This is a genomic window from Anatilimnocola aggregata (genome assembly GCF_007747655.1).
Classification (GTDB): domain Bacteria; phylum Planctomycetota; class Planctomycetia; order Pirellulales; family Pirellulaceae; genus Anatilimnocola; species Anatilimnocola aggregata.
Map to the genome: position 1 here is coordinate 3836535 of NZ_CP036274.1, position 23292 is coordinate 3859826.

Genomic DNA, 23292 nt, shown 5'->3' on the forward strand with positions numbered 1-23292 from the left:
GGTTGGCTTGAGCTATGTGCAGTGTTAGTGGTTAAACAAGAATTCTTTGCTGTTGAGCAATACCCACACGATGTCTTCGCAGGCTTCGCGCCTCGCCGGCCCTTCGTCGGGGCTCTCCACAAGGATCGGCAGCAGTTGCTCTTTCTCGCCCGGCTTAGGATAGCGGGCGAGTACGGTGAGATAGAGTTGGTCGAGCGTGTCGGCGGCAGACAGCGGTTGCTTTGCGACTGTCGCCGCATTGCCCGAACGGTTGCGAATCTTCGTCATGATCTCGGGCGAATTCATCAGGTGCAGTGCCTGCGAAATGCTCGGCTCGTTACTTCGCTCACATTCGCAAACCGTGGCTCGCACGGGACGACCAAAAATGCGAAAAAAGTACGAGGGCAACTTGTTGTCCCAAATCTGCACCGCTCGATGACCTTCCGGCCAGCCGTTGAAGACTTCCGGTGTTCCGGTGGCCTGACCGATGGCATCCAGCAGAACTTCAGCCGGCAATGCCTTGTGCGCGGCATGCGAGAAGTTTTGCTCATCTGTCGCATTGCTGGGGGTTGTCGTGGTTGCCAATTGATACAGCCGACTGTTGAGCAGTGTCCGCGTAAAAGCCTTCAGGTCGTACTTGCAGTCGCGCAAATGTTTAGACAACTCCAGCAACAGCGGTTCGTTGGAAGCCGGGTTGGTGATCCGTAAGTCGTCGATAGGCTCCACCAGGCCGCGGCCAAAGTAATGGGCCCAGAGGCGATTGGCCATCATCGTAGAGAAGTACTGATTGTCCGGCGCAGTCATCCAGTCCACGAGTTCTACGCGTGGATCGGCCGCTTCGTTAACTGCCGTATCCGGTACGAATCCCTTTTTGGGCTTCGGTGCGGGCCTGGCCTTGCCTTTGACGACGACTGGTTCTGGCACCGGTTCAGGTTCGGGTGCTTTCCGCGGCTTTGGCGTGACACCTAAGGGACGCGCTTGCACGAACTCGTTGGTCCGCGGATGCTTTAAGTCCTTAGCGACAATCGGCACGATGGCTTCACCGCCATCGGGTGTCTTCTTGCGACTTACGCCGCTAAACATGCCCGCCATCGCAAAGTAATCTTCCTGCCCCCAGCGATCAGAAGGATGATGGTGGCACTGAGCACATTCGAGGCGAATTCCTAAAAATACCTGACTCACATTCCGTGCTGCGATCTCCGGTGTATCGAGCGCTTTGTAGAACGCGGCGGGGCCTTCGGCTTTGACGTTTCCTTTAGCAGTGATCAGTTCACGAACGAATTGATCGTAAGGGCGATTCTCGACGAATTGCCGCTGTAGCCAGCGAGTAATCGCGACCGCTCCCTGAGGCGTAATTTTCGACTGATCGACACGCAGCAGGTCGCTAAAACGCATCGTCCAGTAATCTGCATATTCGGGTCGATCAAGTAGCCGATCAACCAGTAGCGAGCGTTTGTTTGGGGCTGGATCAGCCAGAAATGCTTTTGCTTCGGCAGCAGTGGGAAGCACGCCGATGACGTCGAGAAATGCTCGCCGCAGAAACGTCGCATCGTCACACATTTCGCTCGGCTCGATACCGAGGCGTTGCAACTTGTCCCAGGCCAGCCGATCGATGAAGTTGTTTTCGGGCGGGCGAGTGAACGTTACCCCGGGCTGGGGAATCGTGATGCGGCAAACAGTGACTTGCCCCAAATAGCGGGCCAGAATCGCCGCTTCACCAGCCAATTCAGAGGCCTGAACAAACCCACGGCCATCGACACCGGCAATCACCCCTGCATTCGACTCGTATTCCGCCTCGGTCGTGACGCAACGACGCGAACCATCGCTATCGATGGCCCACACCCGCAGTTGTTGCGTCCCTTTGGCATGCAGCACCTGCTCAGTCGGTTCGACTTCGATCCTCACCAAGGTCGGTGCTTCTTCGCTGCCGTAAGTGGCTCCTTCGCTGATCCAGCGGGCCAACCGGCGATGACGGATGCTTCCTTCCTCAAACCGTTGACCGCCACCATGTGGCTCATTCGCCAGCGCCTTGCGCAGTAGCAAACTGTGTTCGGGCGAAGCCAGCGAAATCCGCCGTCCGCGACCTTCTTTGGTGATGGCGTCGTGATCGGCCTTTGGGTCGAACCCAAACACCGTCAACTTGAAACCGTTCTGACCTTCAGCCTTGCCGTGGCAGCCGCCCATATTGCAAGTGGCTTTGGTAAGAATCGGGATGATGTCCCGAGGAAACGAAAGGTGCGTCGGATCCTTAATTCCCTTGATCGTCACCGGGACTTTCGTCGTACCGTCTGGATGTTCCACGATCACATTTGTCTGCCCGTCTGTCACCGGAGTGATTAGCCCCAACTCATCCACGCGGGCGATCTTCTCATCTTCGCTGCGATACTTCGCCACGCGCGTTAGGTCGATGATTCGCTTGTCGGCAGTTGGCTGACTCACGAGCAACTGCAGGCTCGCCTCGGGCTGATCGAGTTCAGCGGTCGCGGGGGTAACTGTTATTTTTTCAGCTGCGGCCAGATGCTGGCACAAGCCAGCCGTCACGGCAAAAAACGCGAGGGCTGGTGCGGTCATCCGCAGCCAACTTCGCAGGTTAGGCAAGGCTAAACGCATGAAACGGTTCGTCCTGGTGGGCTATGGGGGGACGAAGAGGCGGGTTTTGGTCTCCAAACCAAAGCATCAACTTAGCACGATGGATCGAACGACTCAAGAAATATCGGCCCCAAAACGGCGGGTAATGTGGAATTCGGCTGTTGCAAGGCGAACTGGGCAAAACAACCGCCAACGAAGCTATGCCGGTGCTGTCTGCACCGCCCCACGCGGTTCGATCTGCTTCAGTTGTTTCAGTTCCAGTACGCGGTAGACCTCGGGCAAATCGAACTTGCCAAGCACGCCCGGAATGAACGACGAAACGGGCCAGTCATAACCTTCGCTAATTGCAATCGCTTCGTACGACGTGAGATTGTTCTTCAGGGTGACTCGCTTCACATGCTTCGAAAGAAAGCCAGCGAGTGCGGCGGGAATGCTGCCCCAGCCTAAACCCGCCAGGTGGATGTCGGTGTAGCCGTTATCTGCCAGCCAATCGAGAACCGAGAGGACATCGTGTGTCTTCTGCCCGACGTACGGCCGGTCGAGCATAAAAGAATGGCTCGCATAAAAGTAATCGCTGCCGTAGGGACGCAGGAATTGATCGGCACCCGCCGTGTTCGGACGCGATTCGCCGATGCCCCGCACGTCGCAGGCAAAGAAGGGGACGTTGGGCTCGGCTTTGATTAATTCTTGAATCAGCGGTTCATTGCGAAGTTCGGCATCGGATGAATGATGTGCGACGTAAAGGATCGCTGGGCCCTTTCCTTTCGGCGGTCGAGAGTAATGGCTTTGCTCGCTCAGCTTCGTGACAAGCGCGAAGACGCCGGGCTCCGATTCAATGGCATAACTGGTCGACGCTGCGGTCGGGTACTCGCGCTTCGCCACCGGCCGCAGAATGCGATAGTCCGGCGCACCCGTTCGCGTTGGCAACTTGAGTGTGCTGGTTATCGCCTCAGCTAATGCGCTGACATCGCGTTTTTTATGTTGCTTGCCAAGTTCAATCGCCTTGTCCTGCGTAAAGTTGAAGACGCTGCGGGAGCGAATGCCGGCCACTTGTCCGTGCGGAGTACAACGAAGCGTGTCGTCCTTTTCAATCGTCAGCTTCGGTTCGGTTTGGCCCTCGGCGATGCCTGTGGCGCGATTGAACCAGCCATACATGGCCTCGCGATTCTCGATCGAGTAGCCGTGCTCGGTCGGGCCAACGAAGAACGAAATGTTCTCGGGTTTGCCCAGCAGCGTGTAGAGGTTCTTCAGTCGCTCGTAGGCAACTTTGGCTCCACGCACGTCAAAGTAATCTCGTTCCTTCGCCAGAATAATGACCGGCTTCGGAGCCATCGCGGCGAGAAAGTCAGCATGATCCAAACCAAGCGCAATCGCTCTGGGAGGGCATTGCTCGGTATCCGCCGGCAGTTCATTCTCGAGATTGCGACGAAACGTAGTGACGAAGCAACTAGGCGCCGCCATGGTCCAGCGATCTTCGACGCCGCATAACCATGTCGTCATCGTGCCGCCACCCGAGTTTCCCGTAATTCCTACGTGTTTCGGGTCGACCTCTTCGCGCGTCAGCAAATAGTCGAGCGCGCGAATGCCATCCCAGGCCCGCCAGGCGCCAAAAAAATCACCGACAAGAAACTGCTGATTCCCCGCATACAAGTGCTCACTCACACTCACGCCGCGGCGGGGCTTCAGGTTTTCGTCGACGTACTGCAAGCGTTCCCCCTGGCCAATCGGATCGAACAATAGCACTACATAACCTTGCCGCGCGAGTCCCTGGGCAAAGCTCTGGTAGGCATCGATTGCCTTTCCATTCGCCGAGTGTCCACACGATCCGACCACGCCCGGCAGTGGAAACTTGCGATTCTTCGGTACATACAAATTCGCCGTGACAAAGAAATTCGGCCGGCTCTCAAAGATCACATTCTCGATGCGGTACGTATCGCGCTCGACGGTACTCGTTGTTTTGGCATTGAGCGGTGTCTTCTCTGGCCAGGGGCCAAACACCTGCTGAATCTTCGCTCGGATGCCTTTCACATACCTTTCGGCATCTTCCTTTGTCTTCAGCGCGGCTCGCGCGGCATCGCCCTGCGCTTCCATGGTCCGCACTTGATCGACAAAAAATTCCTGCACCATGCGCGGAAAGCGATTGAGCGGTGGAAGGTCAGTGGTGTCCCCTTCAGCGCTCCAGAGTTGGTCTGGCAACGAAGCCGAAAGAACGGAGGCGCTCGCGGCAAGACCAGATGCAGTGAGCCAATCGCGCCGGTTGAACGAGGTTGAACCGCGGTCGGGAAAAGAGTCAGTCATGGCAGCAACCTGGGAGAGTTAAGGAGGGGCGTTGGATCTTTCGAACCGTTTCCGATTCGTTTTCGATTTCAGGGGACCGCTAGTATATGGTCGTGAGAACCGGCAGTGAAAAGCAATTTTGGCGAGCGACGACGAGAACTTTCGTGCCGCTTGACACACTGTCTTCGCCGGCTATGCTTTTGGCTACTGAGACTGACTCTCATTTGATCGCCAGCAGTTGCCAGCTTCTCAATCGCCTGTTTCTCTCGGCAGGCTTGATTGTCAGACTTCCCCAAGTCGCTTATGGTCGACATGCAGGCGTCCGCGCACCGGGCGTTTGTCAATTCGCGGCTTCCTTTCGTGGCTCGCATAACTGCTAGGAAGATTCCATGCTCTCGCGCTCGCTTGGCCTTCTGCTGGGGCTCGTTGCCGCCATACCCGCTATTGCGGCTGATGCCTGGGTAAATCCCATGCCCTATCCGCCGCTGCCAGAGGCCATCTCCAGCTTCGGGGCCACTGTAAGTGGCGACCACATCTATGTCTTTAGTGGTCACATGGGGCGAGTGCCAGGCAATTCGACGGACGGGCTTTCTCCGCACTTCAGCCGCCTGAATCTGCGCGAGCCGAATGCCAAATGGGAAGAACTCGCCCTGCTGCAACCGTCGCAAAGTCCAGGTCTGGTCGCCTGGAAGGGCGCGGTCTATCGCGTGGGCGGCTTGAGCTTTACGAACAAGGCCGGCGAAGAGACCTCGTTCAATTCGCTTCCCATCTTTGCCAAGTACGATCCGGCCTCGAACACCTGGAAAGAACTGGCCGCGCTGCCAGAGCCGCGCTCGTCGCTCGATGCTGCCGTGGTCGGCGACAAATTGTATGTGGTTGGTGGCTGGAACTTGCAGGGTGCCAGTTCGATGGATGCACCATGGCACGAAGAGGCTTACAGCTTTGACCTGACCAAGGAAAATGGGCAATGGCAAGCTATCGCCAAGCCGCCGTTTCAAACCCGGGCCCTCGCAGCTGCTGCTCATCAGGGAAAACTGTGGGTGCTTGGTGGTATGCACAGCACCAACAAAATTACACGCGACGTTCACATCTACGATCCGCAAACCAACACCTGGACCGCTGGTCCCGAATTGCCGGGGGGCGATCAGTTGGCTGGCTTCGCCATCTCGGCGTTCGCCACGGGTGGCAAGCTGTTTTACAACGGCTCGGAAGGAATTGTCTACACGCTGAAAGCTGATGGCAGCGGTTGGGAAGCCGTCGAACGGTTGATGTTCCCGCGTAGTTTTCATCGGCTGGTTCCTGCGAACGACACCACGCTGGTCGCGATCGCAGGTGTGGCTCGCGGCGGTGGCTACTTGTCGAACGTCGAGGCAATTCGCGTTAACACCGGTAACAAGCCGCAGCCCAAGTTGGCGCAGTGGTTGGTCCCGTTTGCCGGCACAGCCAAGCACAGCCAAATCCTCCTGTTGAGTGGTTCGTCGCTCTATACCTTTGGCGGCAATAAGAGCCGCAGCCCGCATAACTTCTCCAAGGAAATGTTCAGCAACGAAGTCTTCCGCTTCGACCTTGCCGCTCGCAGTGTGGAACAGCTGCCTCACTTGCCCCAAGGTTTGCAAAGTGGAGCGGCCTTTCTCTCGGGGAGTCGCGTCGATCAATCGATCTACATTTTGGGCGGTCTTGGCTTTGTCGGCAATGAGCACAAATCGCTCGACACTATCTATCAATATCGGCTGCGTAGCAAAGCCTGGGCAGAAGAAGTGCAACACCTGCCCGGTACTCGCGCCATGTTCAACACGGCAGCCCACAACGGCACGCTGTGGATTTTCGGTGGCGCGGAAGTCAACACTGGCAAGGGACTCGTCAGCGATACGCTCAAGTGGAAACCAACAGCTGAAGAGCCTGCGGAAGTAGTCGCCGCTGCTGCAATTCCGACACCTCGTCGCTCGTTCGGCGGCGCTACGATTGGCGATAAGTACTACGTCGTCGGCGGCCTGGGTGAGAAGGGGAGCATCGTTGGGAACGCTGCCGTGTTTGATCTGCAGGAAAGCAAGTGGGCTGATATCGCCTCGCCCAAGATTGCCCGCGTCTTCCCCAACCTGATTGTCGTCGCTGGCAAACTCTATCTGGCTGGTGGTTTTACCAAGGTCGATGGTCACTTCATGGCCGTTACCGAAGTGGAAATCTACGACCCTGCGGCCAACGCTTGGGAAACGATGAAAGGCGAATTGCCGCTGAAAGGCAAACAGTTGATCGAATATCAGGGGCGACTCCTCTTCTTCGGTGTTGATGAGGAAAAGGAAGGGATCGCCCATTTCGCGCTGCTTGATCTGAGTCCCGAATCGACCTTTGTCGCGTCCCCGCTGAACTTCGGTGGCGGCGAAGGGGAGTCGACTGCGGAACTGCTGACGCGGCTCCTCAAGCTTGATAAGAACAAAGACGGCAAGATCACCAAAGACGAAGTCGGCCCGCGGTTCTTGCCCATTATCGAAAAGGTCGATGCCGACAAAGACGGCGTGGCCACAAAGGAAGAAGTAGAAGCCTACATTCGCAAGCAGACGTCAGCTGCCGGTGCTTCGCCACGAGCGAATCGCAACTAAGTCTGTGGTTCGCGCCCGTTGTCCCCTCACTGAATGAGATCGCTTCGCCGGGAGTTTCGCATGTCTGTCCGCTGGTCTGCTGGTCGCTGGTCTGCTAGTGGCTTTGTTTCGCTGTTTGCGCTTGGTTTGCTCCTGCTGAGTAGTGGCACGGGTCGCGCTGAGAATTTCGTCTTTCATCACGAACACGTTCTCGGCACTTCGCTCGAGATTCAACTGCAGGCGGCCTCTGCCACGGCTGCGAATGAGGCCGAAGCGCGCATCCTTCGCGAGATCGACCGCCAGGCGAAAGTCTTTAGCACCTACGACGCGACTAGCGAACTGACTCAGTGGCAAGCGACAAAGGATGAAGCTCACCCAGTTTCGCGCGAGCTTTTCGCCATCATGCAAGCCTCGGACAACTGGACGAAGCTCAGCGGCGGCGCGTTCAATCCCGCGGTCGAAAGTGTGACAAAAGTCTGGCAGCAAGCTGCGGAAAAGAAGCAACTTCCCAGCGACCAAGACGTTTCTGCGGCGGTCAAGTTGGCCGCTACTCAACCTTGGAAACTTGATACGAACAAGCAAACTGCCACTCGGTTGACCACCGCGCCCCTTACGTTCAACGCCATTGCCAAGGGAGCCATCGTCGATGCCGCTTGCCGCGCGGCAGCTCACAAACATCCCGAGATTCATGGTGTACTGATCAACATCGGTGGCGATCTGCGGGTCGCTGGTGACACGTTCGAGCGCGTGGCGATTGCCGATCCATTTCACGATGCGGTAAATGCCGAGCCCATCACCACGATTTTTGTTCGCAATCGAGCAGTCGCCACCAGTGGCAACTATCGCCGCGGTGTGCAAATCGGCGACAAGTGGTACTCGCATATCATCGATCCTCGCAGCGGCCAACCCGTCGATCACGTCGTCAGCGCCACCGTGGTTGCCCACAGTTCGATCGATGCCGATGCGCTCGCCACGATTTGCAGTGTACTTACTCCCAATGAAAGTCTGGCTCTTGTTGAATCGCACGGCGCTGCTTGTCTCCTCATCACGCGCGACGGCAAGCGACTCGCCAGCGCGGGCTGGACCGACTTCGAACAGCCTCAGCTTTTTCGCCTGGCCACTGCCTTTGAAAAATCGGCCTTTGAAAAACCCGCCCAACAAGCGCAGCCTCAAAAGCAAGTGACAGAGCAAGTCGCCTTGGTCGAAGACGCCAAGGGTGAATTGTTGGAACTGGCCGTGAACATCGAACTCTCGCGTCCTGCGGGGGCGCAGTATCGTCGGCCTTATGCGGCCGTTTGGCTGGAGGATGCCGACGAGTTCCCCGTTCGCACCGGTCTCTTGTTTATGATGACCAAGGGGAATGGATCTCGTTGGCATCGCGATCTCCTTCGCTGGTACCGGCAGGACAATGTTCGCAAATTGGCAGACGATACTTCCCTGATCGATACCATCTCGTCGGCCACGCGCGGTCCTGGCGAGTACAAAGCGGTCTTCGATGGCAAGGACGATGCCGGCAAGCCCCTCAAGCCCGGCAAGTACACGCTCTTCATCGAAGTCGCCCGCGAGCACGGCACCTATCAAATCATTCGTCAGCCCCTGGAACTGGGCACCAAGCCCATTGAAAAAACTAACCTGAAGAGCAATGTCGAAATTAAGTCCGCCACCTACGAGTATCGAAAGCCCGTCGCGCGCGCTGCCGGCCAGTAAAGGCCGCAGCCAGCCGCAAACGCCCAGCGCACCCAAGGCCAAAACTTGGAACACGCAGTTTGCCGCTGCGGTTCGCTGGCTGCACATCTACGTTTCGCTGCTCGGCTTCACGTCGCTCCTTTTCTTCGCCGTCACTGGTGTCACGCTCAACCATCCCACCTGGTTTGGCGTCGACGGCGAGCGCGTCACGCAGCATACCGGTAAGGTCAATATCGAGTGGCTCAACCGTTCCCTGCCCGCCGGCCTCACCCAACCTGCTGACGGCGAGGAGGTCGACTACAGCTTGCAAGTCGCCAAGCTCGAGGTGGTCGAGCATCTCCGCAACAATCACAAAATTCGTGGCTCCGTCGGCGAGTTCCGCGTTGACGAGCGCGAATGCTCGATCATCTTCAAAGGCCCCGGCTACGCAGCCGATGCCTACGTCGATCGCGCGACCGGCGAGTATCAATTGACCGAAACCGTGATGGGTGTGGTCGCGGTGATTAACGACCTGCACAAAGGGCGCGATACCGGCCTCGTTTGGTCGTGGGTCATCGATATCACAGCCCTGCTGATGGTCTTTGTTTCCATCACCGGCATCGTCCTCATTTTCTATCTCAAGCGCAAGCGCTGGTCTGGCATCATCACGGCCGTCATCGGCACCATCGTCTTCGCCCTCCTTTACGTCTGGTACGTTCCCTAATGGAGCCGCCTTCCGGCCTACCATTGTGGGATCGGCTTCCAGCCTGTCGCAGCTTCCCCTCGCCTGTTCACAGGCTGGAAGCCTGTGCCACGTGAATCATTCTTTCCGAAAACCAATCCGTGGCTTCTTCCCCTTTTCCGGCGGTGGCTCCATCAATTGGCGAATGGCATCGAACACAATCCGAAAGTGGTCGTCGTACTTCCGTTCCAATTCGTCAACTTTCCGCGCCAAATCTCTGTGATTCAGCAACAGTTCGCGCAGCTGCACGAACGCCCGCATGATGGCAATGTTCACTTCTATGGCCCGCTCGCTATTGAGCACGCTCGATAGCATCGCCACCCCTTGCTCGGTGAAAGCGTAGGGTCGATATCGGCGACCGCCACGCCCACCGTTTGAGGTCACAATTTGTGACCTCAAAAGTAAGTCCTGCTCTTCCTCGCTCAGTTGGAGCATAAAATCGTCCGGGAACCTGGCCATATTCCGCCTCACCGCCTGATTCAGCACCTTCGTGGGCACTTCGTACAGTTCCGCCAGGTCCTTATCCAAAATTACCTTCTCCCCCCGGATCACCAGAATCACCCGCTCGATCCGCTGCCGCAGCAATAACTCCACCCGTGCCATCAATCACCTCCCCGCTGCCAATCAATTGTTTCCCGACCTAATATTGTTGCCCGACCCACTAATCCACCTCCACCACTCTCCCTTGTCGCCATTTGAGAAATTTCCGTTATTTCCAATTTTCCATTCGTGATTTGCTCGTTATTTACCGGTGATTTCCGCTGTTTTCAAGTGAAAGCGTCAATTTTCAATTTCCTGATAGCCCTAAAAATTTCCGTAATCGGCCACAAAATTTCCTGAATGACGGTGCAGCCGTATTCCAATTTCCAAAATTCCGGAAATTGAAATCTTCATCTCCCCCAACGCCTAGCGCGCACCGCTACCGACCGCCTTCATCAGGCGCCAAACGACTCTGCGGCAGCTCGCCCTGGTGTCCACTGTTTCCGGACGAGTTGCCACCAATTAAACAGCAGGTCGATGACTAGTCTGGTCATAAAGGCCAAAGGTATTTGCAAAAGTATTTGCAACATATTGGCCAGCCGGTTGCATCTGTGCGAACTCATGGTCGCTCACGACGACTGCAATTAACCTTCAATCGCCACTCGTGTGCGGTATAATCCCGGCCAAGCCGCTAACTCGCAGTTGAGCAAATCACCCATGCCGTTGACGAAGAAGCCACTCTCTCAGACTTTGCCGCGCGACGTATCGGCTGGCATTGTCGTCTTTCTCGTCGCCCTGCCGCTGTGCCTCGGCGTCGCGCTCGCCTCGGGGGCGCCGCTGTTATCCGGAGTGCTGGCGGGTATCGTCGGTGGAATATTGGTGGGAGTGCTAAGCGGGTCGCATACCAGCGTCAGTGGTCCAGCGGCTGGTTTGACGGCGGTCGTCGCTGCACAAATTGTGTCACTCGGTTCATTCCAAACGTTCCTGCTCGCGGTCGTCCTGGCCGGCCTGCTTCAGATTGGCCTGGGACTGGTCCGCGCAGGTTTCATTGCCTCGTTCTTTCCCTCCAGCGTCATCAAAGGCTTGTTGGCTGCGGTCGGCTTAATTCTCATTCTGAAGCAAATTCCCCACATCTTCGGTCACGATGCCGACCCGGAAGGTGATCTCGCCTTTCTGCAGCCCGACCATGAAAACACGTTCACAGAACTCCTCCGCATCCTGGGCGACGTGCATCCAGGTGCGGCCGTAATTGGCTTTCTTTCGCTCGCGATCCTCATCGTTTGGGACCGCTGGAAACCGCTGCAAAAGTCACTCCTTCCCGCGCCCTTGGTCGTAGTGCTAATCGGGGTCGGCCTCAGCCAACTGTTCAGGCAATTTGGCAGCCCGTGGGCGATTGGGAATAGTCACTTGGTGCAGGTGCCCATCACGGAAAGCTTCTCGGGTTTATTCGGTTACCTCCAAACTCCAGACTTCTCGCAGTGGGCCAACCCCGCGGTGTACGTTGCTGCGTTAACGATTGCCGCCTTCGCCTCGCTAGAAACTCTGCTCAATCTGGAAGCTGTCGACAAGCTCGACCCACGGCAGCGAACCTCGCCCCCCAGTCGGGAGTTGCTCGCCCAGGGATTTGGCAACATCGCCACGGGACTGATTGGCGGTCTGCCAGTCACCTCAGTGGTCATCCGCAGTTCGGTGAATATTAACGCTGATGCCCAAACGAAACTTTCGGCAGTCATTCATGGCGTACTGATGCTGGTCTGCGTCGGCTTACTGCCGATGTGGCTGAACTTGATTCCGCTGTCGTGCCTGGCAGCGATCCTGCTCATCACCGGTGCCAAGCTGGTCAGCCCGGCGCTGGTGAAGCAAATGTGGAACGATGGACGTTATCAGTTCATTCCCTTCGCGGTGACCGTCGTGGCCATCATCCTGTCCGATCTGCTCATCGGCATACTAGTGGGGCTCGCAGTGAGTCTGGTCTTCATCCTGAACAGCAACATGCGCCGCCCCATTCGCCGCTCGGTCGAAAAGCACTTGGGGGGTGACGTATTGCACATTGAACTAGCCAATCAGGTGAGCTTTCTCAATCGGGCCGCCCTCGCCAAAGTTCTCGACGAAGTTCCCCGCGGTGGCCATTTGCTGCTCGATGCTCAAAAGACCGACTACATCGATCCTGACATTCTCGATTTGATTCGCGAATTCAAAGAGCAAACTGCTCCTGCCCGTGGCGTCGAGGTGAGCCTGCTGGGGTTCCGCAGCAAGTACCTACTCGAAGATCAGACGCAGTACGTGGACTACGCGACGCGCGAACTACAGAGCACTCTCACCCCGCAGCACGTCCTCCAAATCTTGAAGGACGGCCACGAGCGGTTTCGTACCGGTCAGCGACTTACGCGCGATCTCAGCCGGCAGGTCAGCGCGACTGCGGACGGGCAGTTCCCGCTCGCCGTTGTTCTCAGTTGCATTGATTCGCGCACGCCGGCCGAGTTGATTTTCGATCTCGGAGTCGGCGATATTTTCAGCGTGCGCATTGCCGGCAATATTACCAGTCGCAAAGTTCTAGCCAGCGTCGAGTATGGGTGCGCCGTCGCCGGAGCCAAGCTGATCTTGGTCATGGGGCACACCCGCTGCGGCGCCGTGACTGCGGCGGTCAGCCTCATTGGCGATGCTCGCACGCCCGCCGAAGTTACGGGCTGCCAACATCTCGACTACCTCGTGAGCGATATCCAACAATCGACCACCGTAACAGCCAGCCAGGCTTCTAAGCACTTGCCCCCCGCCGAGAAGCAGGCATTTGTCGATGCAGTAGCTAGGCGCAACGTCGCCCGCGTGGTCGCAGAAATGCGCTCGCAAAGTCAGACTCTCGACCGCCTCGTCCGCGAAGGACGCATCGCCATTGTCGGTGCCATGTACGACGTCTTCAGTGGCCAGATCGACTTCCTCCCCGACGACTCCGTCGTCCGCCTGCAGCCTATGGAAGGTTGAGATCATCGCTTGCGATAACGCTGCCCCATCGCACAACCTTGTCCCTCTCACTTGGGCCGAAAAAGCTGGGTTTATGAGCGGAATTCAACGGCCGAATCTTGTTTCTGTAGACGACTGCTATGGTGCCCACGAAAATCGCGCCACTCGCAATTATTGTGCGCATCAGAACGAGCAAGCCCCTGGTCTGTTGCTGACGATGGCGGAATCGCGCTCTCGGCTGCGGAGGTTTTTGTCGTGGTTGCCGGACGACTGGGATTTGCCCCATCAATGAGTTCCGGTTATGGCCACTCCGCGAATTAGGGTTTGGGCCAATCTTTGGCCACGCCTTCATGCACAATTTCCAGTAGCGTCTGATGAGGTATGTTGTAGGTCTTGCCGATCAACAAATACGACTCGACATCGCCGATTCCTGAATCCTGAGCTGCTACAAGTGCATAAAATATCTTCCGCTTTTGAGCGTCGCCTAGCATTCTATCGCCTATAGGTTGGCGACTATGGCGTCTGTCTTGATTGAGCTCAGCACTGATCTCTTTCGAGCTTACTGGCTGCGACTGTTCCCCGCTTGGCACCGGCCCTAGGCTTTTGATTCGAGCCCATTCCTTTTCAAGGGCCTTCAACATTCCTTGCGAATATGCGCGTACACTGTCATCGGAAATGGCGTTGTATCTCTGCCTCAAGTCCTGCAGTTTGGCCTCTGTTTCCGATTCGGACATAAGCGTGCCGTGACTATCACGATAGATTCTATCTGCCATCGGAATCGTAGTTGCAGTATCTAATACTGCGGCCGTCGCGGTTGGAACCGGAGTTACGGCTGCAGCCGATGGTGCATTCTTAACGAGCGTCATGTTTGTTCCATTATCATTGTCCAAATATGCGGGACCTGGATGATAGAACGATAACGCCACCATTAATAGGATAGTCGCCCCGACCATTCCCGCACCTGCGGCAACGAACTTCTGATTCTCGCTCATTCAAACGCCCCCTGTGCTGCTTCTGCTCACTCAACCCCGCGCGTCATTGCTGCGAGATTCTAAAACAATAGCACAGGCCCATAGCAACCATATGTTCAAAGCTATGTTGGCCGGGTAGTCCCAATCAAAAACTGATATTCGCTCATACAAACTAGCCAACCGGTGCTACCCCACCTATACCAGGGTTGTGCTAATGCTCGTGATGGTCTATCGAGTTCCCTTTTCATCACCCCATCGCCACGGTCACCGTCTTGTTCTCGAGATAGGCTTTGAGACCTTCTTCGCCCAGTTCGCGACCTTGGCCGCTGAACTTGAAGCCGCCGAAGGGAGCAGCGGCGTCGAAGACGTCGTAGCAGTTCACCCAGACAGTGCCGGCGCGCAGCTTGTGGGCCAATGCGTGGGCTTTTTGAATGTCGCGCGTCCAGACAGCTGCGGCCAGACCGTAGGGCGTGTTGTTGGCGCGGGCAGCAATTTCGTCGAGCGATTTGAACTTCAGCACCGACATGACGGGGCCAAAGATTTCTTCTTGAGCGATCGTCATTTCGTCCTTCACATCGGTGAAGAGAGTGGGTTCAACGAAAAAGCCGCGACTGCCGTGGCGATTGCCGCCGGTCAGGCACTTGGCACCTTCCCGCTTGCCACTATCGATGTAGCCGAGAATTTTGTCGAACTGTTCTTTATCGACCTGCGGACCTTGCTCCGTGGTGGGATCGAGCGGATCGCCCAATTTGCGAATCTTGTTCATCGAGACAATCTGGTCGACAAACTTGTCGTGAATCTTCTCCTGGACGAACAGCCGGCTACCCGCGCAGCAGCATTGCCCCTGATTGAAGTACAGGCCGAAGTGCGCGCCGGCGACAGCTGCATCGAGGTCGGCATCTTCCAAGACAATGTTCGGGCTTTTGCCGCCGAGTTCCAGCGTCACACGTTTCATGGTGGCTGCTGCTTCGCGCATGATGATCTTGCCGACTTCGGTCGAGCCGGTGAACGCCACCTTGTCGATCAGCGGATGCTTCACAATCGCACCGCCCGCCGAGGGGCCATAACCGGGCACGACGTTAATCACGCCATCGGGAATGCCCGCCTTCTGTGCGAGACGCGCCATCCGCAGGCAGCTGAGCGGTGTTTGCTCGGCGGGCTTCATGACAATGGTGCAGCCCGCGGCGAGCGCCGGGCCCCACTTCCACGCCGTCATCAGCATGGGGAAGTTCCAGGGAATGATTTGCCCGACGACACCGACCGGTTCCTTGCGCGTGTAGCAAAAATAGTTGCCGCGGATGGGAATGGTGCTGCCATGAATCTTGTCGGCATAGCCCGCGTAATAGCGCAGGCAGTCGATCGTCAGGGGCAGGTCGGCATTCCGCGCATCGCGAAACGGCTTGCCGTTATCGAGCGATTCGAGCGCTGCCAGTTCGTCGATTTCCGCTTCGAGCAGGTCGGCCAATTTGTACATCAACCGGCCGCGGTCGCGGGCATCCATGCGGCTCCACTCACCCGAATCAAACTGCTTGCGAGCCGCTTTGGCGGCCAGGTCGATATCGGCAGCGTCCCCTTCCGCCACATCGGCAATCAGTTCTTCGGTGGCTGGGTTGTAGGTGGGAAACGTCTTGCCGCTCTGCGCGGGGATCCATTGTCCGTCGATGAAGCAGGTGGTTTGTTGAATCCGAGGACGCTGAATCTTGACGGGGGCAGTTGCAGTTGCCATGACGTATAACTCCGAGAGAGAGGTGGTGCGTGCATGCGGAGACGTACCGGTGTCGCTATCGCTATTCTACGGGCGCGAGATAGCGGGGTGGCAAGTCGATTCTCGGAATCGCCAACTTAGCTCGCAGCTGCCACAGCGGTCTGCTCGGCCGTGCGAGCCTCGGCAACGGGAGCAGCCTCGTCGCCCTTGAATCGGCACCACTCGTCTGCCACGAATTGCTTCATCGTTTGGCGAAACACCGCCTGGCTGAAGCGCTCTGCCTGGGCACGAATCACGTCGGGGTCGAACTTCATTGTTTCAAAGCGGCGAACAGCGTCGACTAATGAAGCTGGAGTCTTCTCAGGGAAGAACGTCCCGGTTTTTCCCTCGACCACCGTTTCGAGCGCGCCCCCCACACCAAAGGCGACCACGGGAGTACCGTTGGCCATTGCCTCGATTGGCACGATGCCAAAGTCTTCTTCGGCCGGAAAAATAAAGCCCTTCGCCCGACCGTACAAGCGCGGCAGATCGGCATCGGGCACACGACCGAGGAACTCAATGTTCGACTTGGCGCGCGGCTTATGCTTGGTGATTTCTTCGCCCGTTCCTGCCACCTTTAGCGGCAGACCCAGTTCATTAAAGGCATCGACGGCCAGATCGAGCCGCTTGTACGCGACCTGCCGGCCAACAATCAGATAATAATCATCCCGTTCGCGCGAAACTTCGAACTGGTCGACGTTCACTGGCGCGTGAATGACCGTCGAACTCTTGTGGTAATACTTGGCGATTCGCGCTTGAACAAAGCGCGAATTGGCGACGAAGGAGTCAACCGTTTGAGCGCCTTGGTAGTCCATTCGCCGCAGCCAGCCGATCATCAGCGGCAGCAAGCCCTTTACCAACCAGTTCAACTTGCCGAACGGCGGATGCGCCAAATACCACTCGTAGTCACTCCAGTAGTAGCGCACGGGCGTATGGCAGTAGCAGATGTGCAACGTCTGTTCGCCGGTCTTCACGTACTTCGATTCGGCGCTGCAGGAAGAAATGACGATGTCGTAGTCGGAGAGATCGAGACCGCGAAACGCCCAGGCGCGAAAGACCGAGAAGAGCTGATGTTTGCGCTTGGCCAGCGAGATACGATCGAGCCAGGTGGGGCGAATGTCGGCGTTTTTGAATTCGGGAAACTTCTCCGGCACATAGTTGGCAGTGTAGATCGGCGCATTGGGGTACATCTCGTGCAACTCGAGCAGCACTTTTTCAGCGCCCCCGGGCGAGACAAGCCAATCGTGAACTAAAGCAATTCGCGGCTCGGGCATCGAACTTCTACTTTCAAGCGACTTCGTCGCAGCAACTCGGTATTTCAAGGAGACTAGGTGGCCGCGGAGATTAGCTGGCCGCAGCGAGGATATTCCAGGTCTTACGTGCCGCGTCGTCCCAGCTAAAGGTTTGAGCGCGAATCAATCCTTGCTCGCGCATTTTGGCACGCAGCGCCGCATCGGTGGCCAACTGTTGCATGGCGGCAGCAATGCTTTCGATCTGCAGCGGGTCGACGAGGATAGCTGCGTCACCAGCGACTTCGGGAAGTGAGGTGGTATTGCTGCAGATCACCGGCACGCCGCAGGCCATCGCTTCAATCACCGGCAAGCCAAAACCTTCGTACAGGGACGGGCAGGCAAAAAACTCAGCTCCGGCATAAACGGCGGGCAAGAGGTCATCGCCCACATAGCCGGCCAGATGGACGTTTTTGGGGGGCTCGGTCAGGCCAATGTTGTCGTAAATGTTGTCGCGGGCACCCACGATGACCAGGTGCAAATCGTCCGGACGATTCTGCATCGCCGACCAACTCTGCAGCAATCGCAGCAAATTCTTGCGTGGCTCCAGCGAACAAACGCAGAGCGCGTAACGCGACGGAAGTTTCAACTCCTCACGGGCCCGCGCAACTTGTTCCGCGGGCTGAGGACGGAACTGCGGGCCGACGCCACAAGAGACCACTTCCACTTTCTCTTCGGGAACGCGGCAGTGTTCGACAATCCGTTGCTTCGAAAAGTGCGAGACAGTGATGATTCGTTGCACCCGCCGAGCTAAGCGCGGCACCAACCACTGATACCAGGCGGCAAATCCTCGTGTGAAACACTCTGCGCGATCGACAAAGGCCGTATCGTGAATCGTAACCACTTGCTTGCGCACCGCGATCGGTCCCGTCGTGCAAGGCGACCACAGCAGGCCTTTTGCCATCGTCGGCAATCGCAACTGTTCCCACAAATGACCGCTGGCACCTTTGCCACCCAGGTTCGGCTTCAAGATGGGGACCGGTTCCCAGCGCGAAACGATTTCGCGCGCGTAACGCTGCACGCCGGTCAAACGCTGAACGAGATAGCGGCCATTCACACAGGGAAGCATCAGGAGCCTCCCTGCGTGAGCAGAGTTGGGGAAGCAGTTTCGGCAACTTGCTGCAACTGTTGTGCTTTGCGAGCAGCCAGCGAAGCGCGGTAGCCGAGCCAGACAATGACGACCAGCGGCGCGAGCACGCGTGGATGCGTTAGATAAATAAAGCGGGGCATTTCGAGCAGGCTGAGGAACACAATAGGAAACAGGAGTTGGCCCACGAGCGAACCTTCTAAATAGCCGCGATAGGCCCAGCCCAAGACGGCACCGAAGGCGACCCACCAAACGAGCGAACCGAGCGGGCCGTAGTCGCGGATCGGCTCGAACAGGCCGCAAGGGCTGTTGTATTCGACGTTGGCGTACTGCTTGAGCATATCCGTATGGGCCTGCGGAGCATCGATCCCCGTCAGTGCTTGATACGAAAGGGGCGACTTCTCGACCGGCGGAAACTCCCACAGCGCGTCTATCGTCGCCAATGGAATTGGTCGCTGACCTTCGCGCTCCCAACCCAACGCGCCATTGTTCTGCGAGGTGCTGTAGTAGCCCCCGATGCGCCAGACGGTGAACTCGGCATACGAAGTGAATTCGTTGCGATAGTGTCGCCAACTGCGAAAGTATTCGAAGACACCAAACAGGACGACGACGCCCATCAGCCCGACGAGGGGGGCTGCGCGAAACGCGTTCTTCATCCAAGGACTCAGGGGCCGCGCGAGCCAGTATTGCCTGAGCAGCAACACACCGGCAGGGACGGCAACTTCAATCAGCGCCAGCCGTTCGTGAAAGAGAAGTGCCCGCATCAGGGCCAGGCCTGCGATCACCGCAATGTATTTGCGCACATACTTCAGGCCGCGAAAATCGAGCCAAAGCCCGAGCAAGACGCAGCTAATGCCGAACTGAGTGGCGGTTGTTACGCCGGGCAGAAAGACGACTACTTCGCCAGCCAATTCGCGCGAAACTTCATTCGGCGGCGCTAGCAAGTTCTCCATAATCACGCCGAGCGACAATCCGTTTTGCAGGCCGCGCAAGAGCAAGATTGCATAGGCTGCGGTCGTCAGAATGAATGTGGCAAAGAACCACCATTCAACGTCCTTGACGATCGCGTCACCAGATTCGCCGCGCTGGCGATGCCATCCGCAGCCAATCCGGCGACCAATTTCCAAGGCCAACCAGGCTGAGAGGGCAATCCACCAATGCTCGCCGCGCAAGTACTTGGGTGTGTCGTAAAGGGCGTAGCTTTGTTCCGACAGGTACAAAGCCATGGCGAAGGTGCCGACGGTTCCCAAGCCAAATATCCATGACGGATTGAGCCACCAAAGGCGGTTCAGCGGTGTCAGAGGTTGATTGGTCGAGATCATGGCACAGAAGGGCCGTTTTCAACGGGCAAAACAGAATGCGCCGGTGGCTACCGATTGAAGCTGCTGGCAACGTGGCCGCTAAGTAGCAAGCCAGGTTTCAGTCTAATCGAAGGAGCAGTTTTGCCGAGAGGCGGCAAAGCCGCCGAATCGCAGTCTGCCCTAGAAAGCACCTTCGCGCAGCAATACAACCCGCACGGTACTCACTAGAATGTGCAGATCGAGCCAGAGCGACCAGTTGCGGACGTAATAAGCGTCGAAATCGATCCGCTGCTCATAGGTGGTCTTATTGCGACCAGAAATTTGCCAAAGGCCTGTCAGCCCAGGCGTCACAGCCACATATTGCTCGTAGCAATCGCCGTATTTCTCGATCTCGGCTTGTACGATTGGCCGCGGACCAACGAGGCTCATATCCCCTTGGAAGATGTTCCACAATTGCGGCAGTTCATCGAGACTGGTCTTGCGAATAAACCGGCCGATCCAGGTGATCCGGGGATCTTTTTTCAGCTTATGGTCTGCTTCCCATTCGGCCCGCAGGACCGGGTCTTTCGCGAGCAAGTCCTTCAGCACCTGATCGGCATTCGGCACCATGCTGCGAAACTTCCACGCGCGAAAGCGCCGGCCGTGACGGCCAACCCGCTCTTGCGAGTAGAAGATCGGGCCCGGCGAACCGAGGCGAATCGCGGCGGCAATAAATAACAACAGGGGCGAAGCCAGCAACGCGCCGACACTGACAATCAGCACGTCGCAAACGCGCTTGGTAACGAGCGCGGCAGGTGAAAGAAGGCCCACTTGCATGGCGAGTGCTGGTTGACCAGCCACTTCGCCCGCGGTGGCCCACAAATGCGGCATCCCTTGCGATTCGGGCATGACTATCCAATGGCGAATTCCCATTCCACCGCGCGAAATCATCCGCCGCGTATCGTCGTCGAAGTGCGGAGACATCGCCAGCACGGCGGTATCCACGCCATGTTCTTTGGCAATCTCCGACACATCGTCGAATTGACCGAGGTAACCTTCGACTTCGCCGCTTGTGGCGGGCGAAATGACATCTTCGACAATTCCGACCGGACGCAACCCCATGGCAGGAAATCGCTGCATTTGACGATAGGCAGCCAGTCCGCGGCGACTGCCGCCAACCACGATCACTCTCCGGCCCCACCAGTTTGCCCGGCCCGCAGTCATCCGCACGATGGTCCGGGTCAGCGGAGCGACGAGGGCAAAAACGAGGCTGGAGAAAATCAGGGCGACGCACGCGCCGACTGAGATATCTGGCATGGCAAAGAGCAACGTGCCGAGCAGGCAGATGGTCACGAGGCTGGTAAGAAACACGATCCGCAACTCGGCGGCGGGGCGGAGCTGCAGCGCGCGATACAAGCCCTGCGACTGGAGTGCCAACAGCATGGCCGCAGAGTAACCAGTTGCCAAACGGAGCGATGTTTCGTTGGGCCAACCCCAGGCATTTCGCCACCAGGCGACAACGAGGGCGGCAACAGCCAAGCCAGTCAGAACTGCGGCCAGATCAGCAATCACCAGGCAGACCGTCATCGGCCAGCCATTGCGAGTGCCGCGAACCGGCAAGGGGCGTGACGCCGGCGCGCCGCGCTCGTCGAGTAAATGATCGATCCCCGCAGTTTGCGAAGATGGGCGCAATGCGCGCGCAGAAGCAGATACGGAAGTACTTAGATTTTCTGGAGTCATAATCTCAGTGAGCGAGGCACTTTCATCATCTGCCGGAGATGAAAGTACCGAATTCCGCTCACATGTCCTGGGGGGTAGTCAAAGCTTGCTAAGCACGGCTCGCAGTCACTGAACCCAGGTAGGAGAGGGTTTAACCAGTTGACTGTTGGCTGGAAGCAGGATTTGGCTGGGTGGTTTTTGGTAGGAAAATTCCGTACGGTTAACCTGGGAAGTTTTCAGAGTAGTTTGACGATCCGGCAATGTCTAGGGGATCGTTTCGAACGATTTAGCTCCTAAACAGAAAAGTCATGAAAGTTCCTGGCACCTTCCTTTCCATCTGGACACTAACCGCCCGGGTGGGTCAAAATCGAAGCCCCTGCACCGCTTCCCCCTCGCTGAACGCCCACTGAACCTTCCCATGAGCCGCGACGACTTCGATATCGAGAGCCTGGCAAAGTATCTCCACTTGATGCCTAACCAGGTGCAACGCATGGCGGAACGCGGCACCGTTCCCGGTCGGCGAATTGGTGGCGAATGGCGGTTTTCGCTGGCAGAAATCCATCATTGGCTAGAAGACCGCATCGGAGCGGCGGACGAAGAAGACCTGCAAAATGTCGAGGGGGTGTTGAACCGCCAGGCGCGTGAAGCCCAGTCGTCGGTTCGCATTGCCGAAATGCTGTCACCGGCCGGAATCGCCTTGCCGCTCGAAGCCCGGACCAAGGCTTCGGTCATTAGCGACATGTGCGAATTGGCCGCTAGCACCGGTTTTTTGTGGGATCCTGAGAAGATGGCGGAGGCTGTCAAAATGCGGGAAAGCCTCCATCCCACTGCCATGGAAAGTGGTGTGGCGCTCTTGCATCCCCGTCGCCCCTTGCCACACATCCTGGCCCAGCCCTTTATTGCCCTCGGTCGCACTTATCAGGGAATTCCGTTCGGAGCGGAAGGAGGCCAATTAACTGACCTTTTCTTCCTGATCTGTTCCGTCGATGATGCCGGCCACCTGCGGACCCTGGCTCGGCTCAGTCGCCTGCTCGGTTCGCCCGGTTTTATGGAAGCTTTGCGATTCTCCGAAACTCCAGCTGACCTGATTGCCGAAGTCGGCCGGTTAGAAATCCTGCTGCCCGATCTCTAGTCGTGATGGGGCAGTGAACCGATTCACGCCCATGCTTATCACCACCGTTGGCCAGCACTTGTCGCCCGAACTCGTGGCGTACGAACGGGAACTGCGAAAGTTCTCGGTCATCTATGCGTTCGAGCGAACCAGCGACGTGCTGGCTGCCTGGCAAGTCGCCCGCGAGCAACCCCTGCCACGGTCTCACACGTCCGCTGCGGTGGTTTGGTTGCAATCACGCTCGGGGGATTTTCAGCAGACCGAGGTGGACGCCATTCGCGATGCCTCGCCGACTACGGAGCGGGTCGTCGTAACAGGCTGTTGGAGCGAAGGAGAAAAGCGGAGCGGCCGACCACTCGGCGACGTTGCCCGCATCGCCTGGCATCAGCCGCCGCATGTGTTGCTTTCGCTCGTGGGCTGGAAGGGGACTGCAACTCAATCTGCTAACAGTGAGTGGCTGGTTATTCATGCAGCTAGTCAAACCGACTATCAAGGACTCGCCGCCCTCTGTGCGTCGCTAAACTATCGGACGATTTGGCAGCCGCCACACATGCCGGCGATTTGCAGCGAACCGCCGGTTCGTCTCTTTGAAGATTGGCGATGCTGGGAGGATTGGCAGGTCGCAAAAAAATCAGCTGCTACAAAAATGCCTGCGGCAGAGATTCTGCTGCTAAGTTTTCCGCGGCCCAGCGATTTGAAGCGGGCCGCGAAGCTCGGCATCGGGCATGTGATTGCCCAGCCATTCGCCAGGGAAGAATTGGGCGCAGCATTCAATCGAATCTCGACTGCTCACCGACAAACGCCCATTCGGCTGGCGGCGTAGGT

At 57.4% G+C, this 23292-nt stretch carries 15 protein-coding genes; 6 read left to right on the forward strand and 9 right to left on the reverse strand.

From position 1 onward, the window contains the following. Positions 1–24: 24 nt before the first annotated feature. Together ETAA8_RS14605 and ETAA8_RS14610 are read right to left on the reverse strand one after the other, a co-directional pair. Positions 25–2589, reverse strand: a complete 2565-nt coding sequence (locus ETAA8_RS14605) for a DUF1549 domain-containing protein (protein ID WP_202921836.1) — start codon at positions 2587–2589, stop codon at positions 25–27. Between the two features lie 177 nt (positions 2590–2766). Further along, positions 2767–4866, reverse strand: a complete 2100-nt coding sequence (locus ETAA8_RS14610) for an alpha/beta hydrolase family protein (protein ID WP_145089423.1) — start codon at positions 4864–4866, stop codon at positions 2767–2769. Positions 4867–5234: 368 nt separating this feature from the next. On the opposite strand from ETAA8_RS14610, the gene ETAA8_RS14615 reads away from it, so the two are divergent. The 3 genes from ETAA8_RS14615 to ETAA8_RS14625 are packed head-to-tail and all read left to right on the forward strand — an operon-like array spanning position 5235 to position 9810. After that, positions 5235–7442, forward strand: coding sequence for a Kelch repeat-containing protein (locus ETAA8_RS14615; protein WP_145089427.1), 2208 nt, complete (start codon positions 5235–5237; stop codon positions 7440–7442). Positions 7443–7502: 60 nt separating this feature from the next. Further along, positions 7503–9128: a DUF2271 domain-containing protein gene (locus ETAA8_RS14620; protein ID WP_202921837.1), complete on the forward strand. Its 1626-nt coding sequence runs from the start codon at positions 7503–7505 to the stop codon at positions 9126–9128. Then, positions 9064–9810: a PepSY-associated TM helix domain-containing protein gene (locus ETAA8_RS14625; RefSeq protein WP_145089433.1), complete on the forward strand. Its 747-nt coding sequence runs from the start codon at positions 9064–9066 to the stop codon at positions 9808–9810. Before ETAA8_RS14620 ends, ETAA8_RS14625 begins: the two co-directional genes overlap by 65 nt. 96 nt (positions 9811–9906) lie before the next feature. On the opposite strand, the gene ETAA8_RS14630 is transcribed toward ETAA8_RS14625, so the two are convergent. Next, a complete protein-coding gene (locus ETAA8_RS14630) occupies positions 9907–10431 on the reverse strand; it encodes an ORF6N domain-containing protein (protein WP_145089436.1) in 525 nt (174 codons plus the stop codon). Positions 10432–11025: 594 nt separating this feature from the next. Here ETAA8_RS14630 and ETAA8_RS14635 point away from each other — a divergent pair. Continuing rightward, positions 11026–13287, forward strand: a complete 2262-nt coding sequence (locus tag ETAA8_RS14635; RefSeq protein WP_145089438.1) for a bifunctional SulP family inorganic anion transporter/carbonic anhydrase — start codon at positions 11026–11028, stop codon at positions 13285–13287. 296 nt (positions 13288–13583) lie between these two features. Here ETAA8_RS14635 and ETAA8_RS14640 read toward each other — a convergent pair whose 3' ends face one another. The 6 genes from ETAA8_RS14640 to wbaP form a co-directional block, all read right to left on the reverse strand. Beyond that, positions 13584–14258 carry a hypothetical protein gene (locus tag ETAA8_RS14640; protein WP_145089442.1) on the reverse strand — a complete coding sequence of 225 codons (675 nt, stop codon included), beginning with the start codon at positions 14256–14258 and terminating at the stop codon, positions 13584–13586. A gap of 226 nt (positions 14259–14484) precedes the next feature. Then, a complete protein-coding gene (locus ETAA8_RS14645) occupies positions 14485–15963 on the reverse strand; it encodes an aldehyde dehydrogenase family protein (protein ID WP_145089445.1) in 1479 nt (492 codons plus the stop codon). Between the two features lie 116 nt (positions 15964–16079). Next, positions 16080–17255 carry a glycosyltransferase gene (locus tag ETAA8_RS14650; RefSeq protein WP_145089448.1) on the reverse strand — a complete coding sequence of 392 codons (1176 nt, stop codon included), beginning with the start codon at positions 17253–17255 and terminating at the stop codon, positions 16080–16082. 70 nt (positions 17256–17325) lie between these two features. Further along, positions 17326–18339, reverse strand: coding sequence for a glycosyltransferase family 4 protein (locus tag ETAA8_RS14655; RefSeq protein WP_145089451.1), 1014 nt, complete (start codon positions 18337–18339; stop codon positions 17326–17328). After that, positions 18339–19679 (reverse strand): O-antigen polymerase, encoded by a 1341-nt coding sequence (locus ETAA8_RS14660; RefSeq protein WP_145089453.1) that lies wholly within the window; start codon positions 19677–19679, stop codon positions 18339–18341. Before ETAA8_RS14660 ends, ETAA8_RS14655 begins: the two co-directional genes overlap by 1 nt. A gap of 159 nt (positions 19680–19838) precedes the next feature. Next, positions 19839–21329, reverse strand: coding sequence for an undecaprenyl-phosphate galactose phosphotransferase WbaP (gene wbaP / locus ETAA8_RS14665; protein WP_202921838.1), 1491 nt, complete (start codon positions 21327–21329; stop codon positions 19839–19841). 445 nt (positions 21330–21774) lie between these two features. Between wbaP and ETAA8_RS14670 the strand changes: the two genes are divergently transcribed. Both ETAA8_RS14670 and ETAA8_RS14675 read left to right on the forward strand, forming a co-directional pair. Then, the gene (locus tag ETAA8_RS14670; RefSeq protein ID WP_145089459.1) at positions 21775–22488 is read left to right on the forward strand and encodes a PTS sugar transporter subunit IIA; all 714 of its coding nucleotides are present in this window, start codon (positions 21775–21777) and stop codon (positions 22486–22488) included. A 31-nt stretch (positions 22489–22519) separates the two neighbouring features. After that, positions 22520–23290: a hypothetical protein gene (locus tag ETAA8_RS14675; RefSeq protein WP_145089462.1), complete on the forward strand. Its 771-nt coding sequence runs from the start codon at positions 22520–22522 to the stop codon at positions 23288–23290. Positions 23291–23292: the final 2 nt, after the last annotated feature.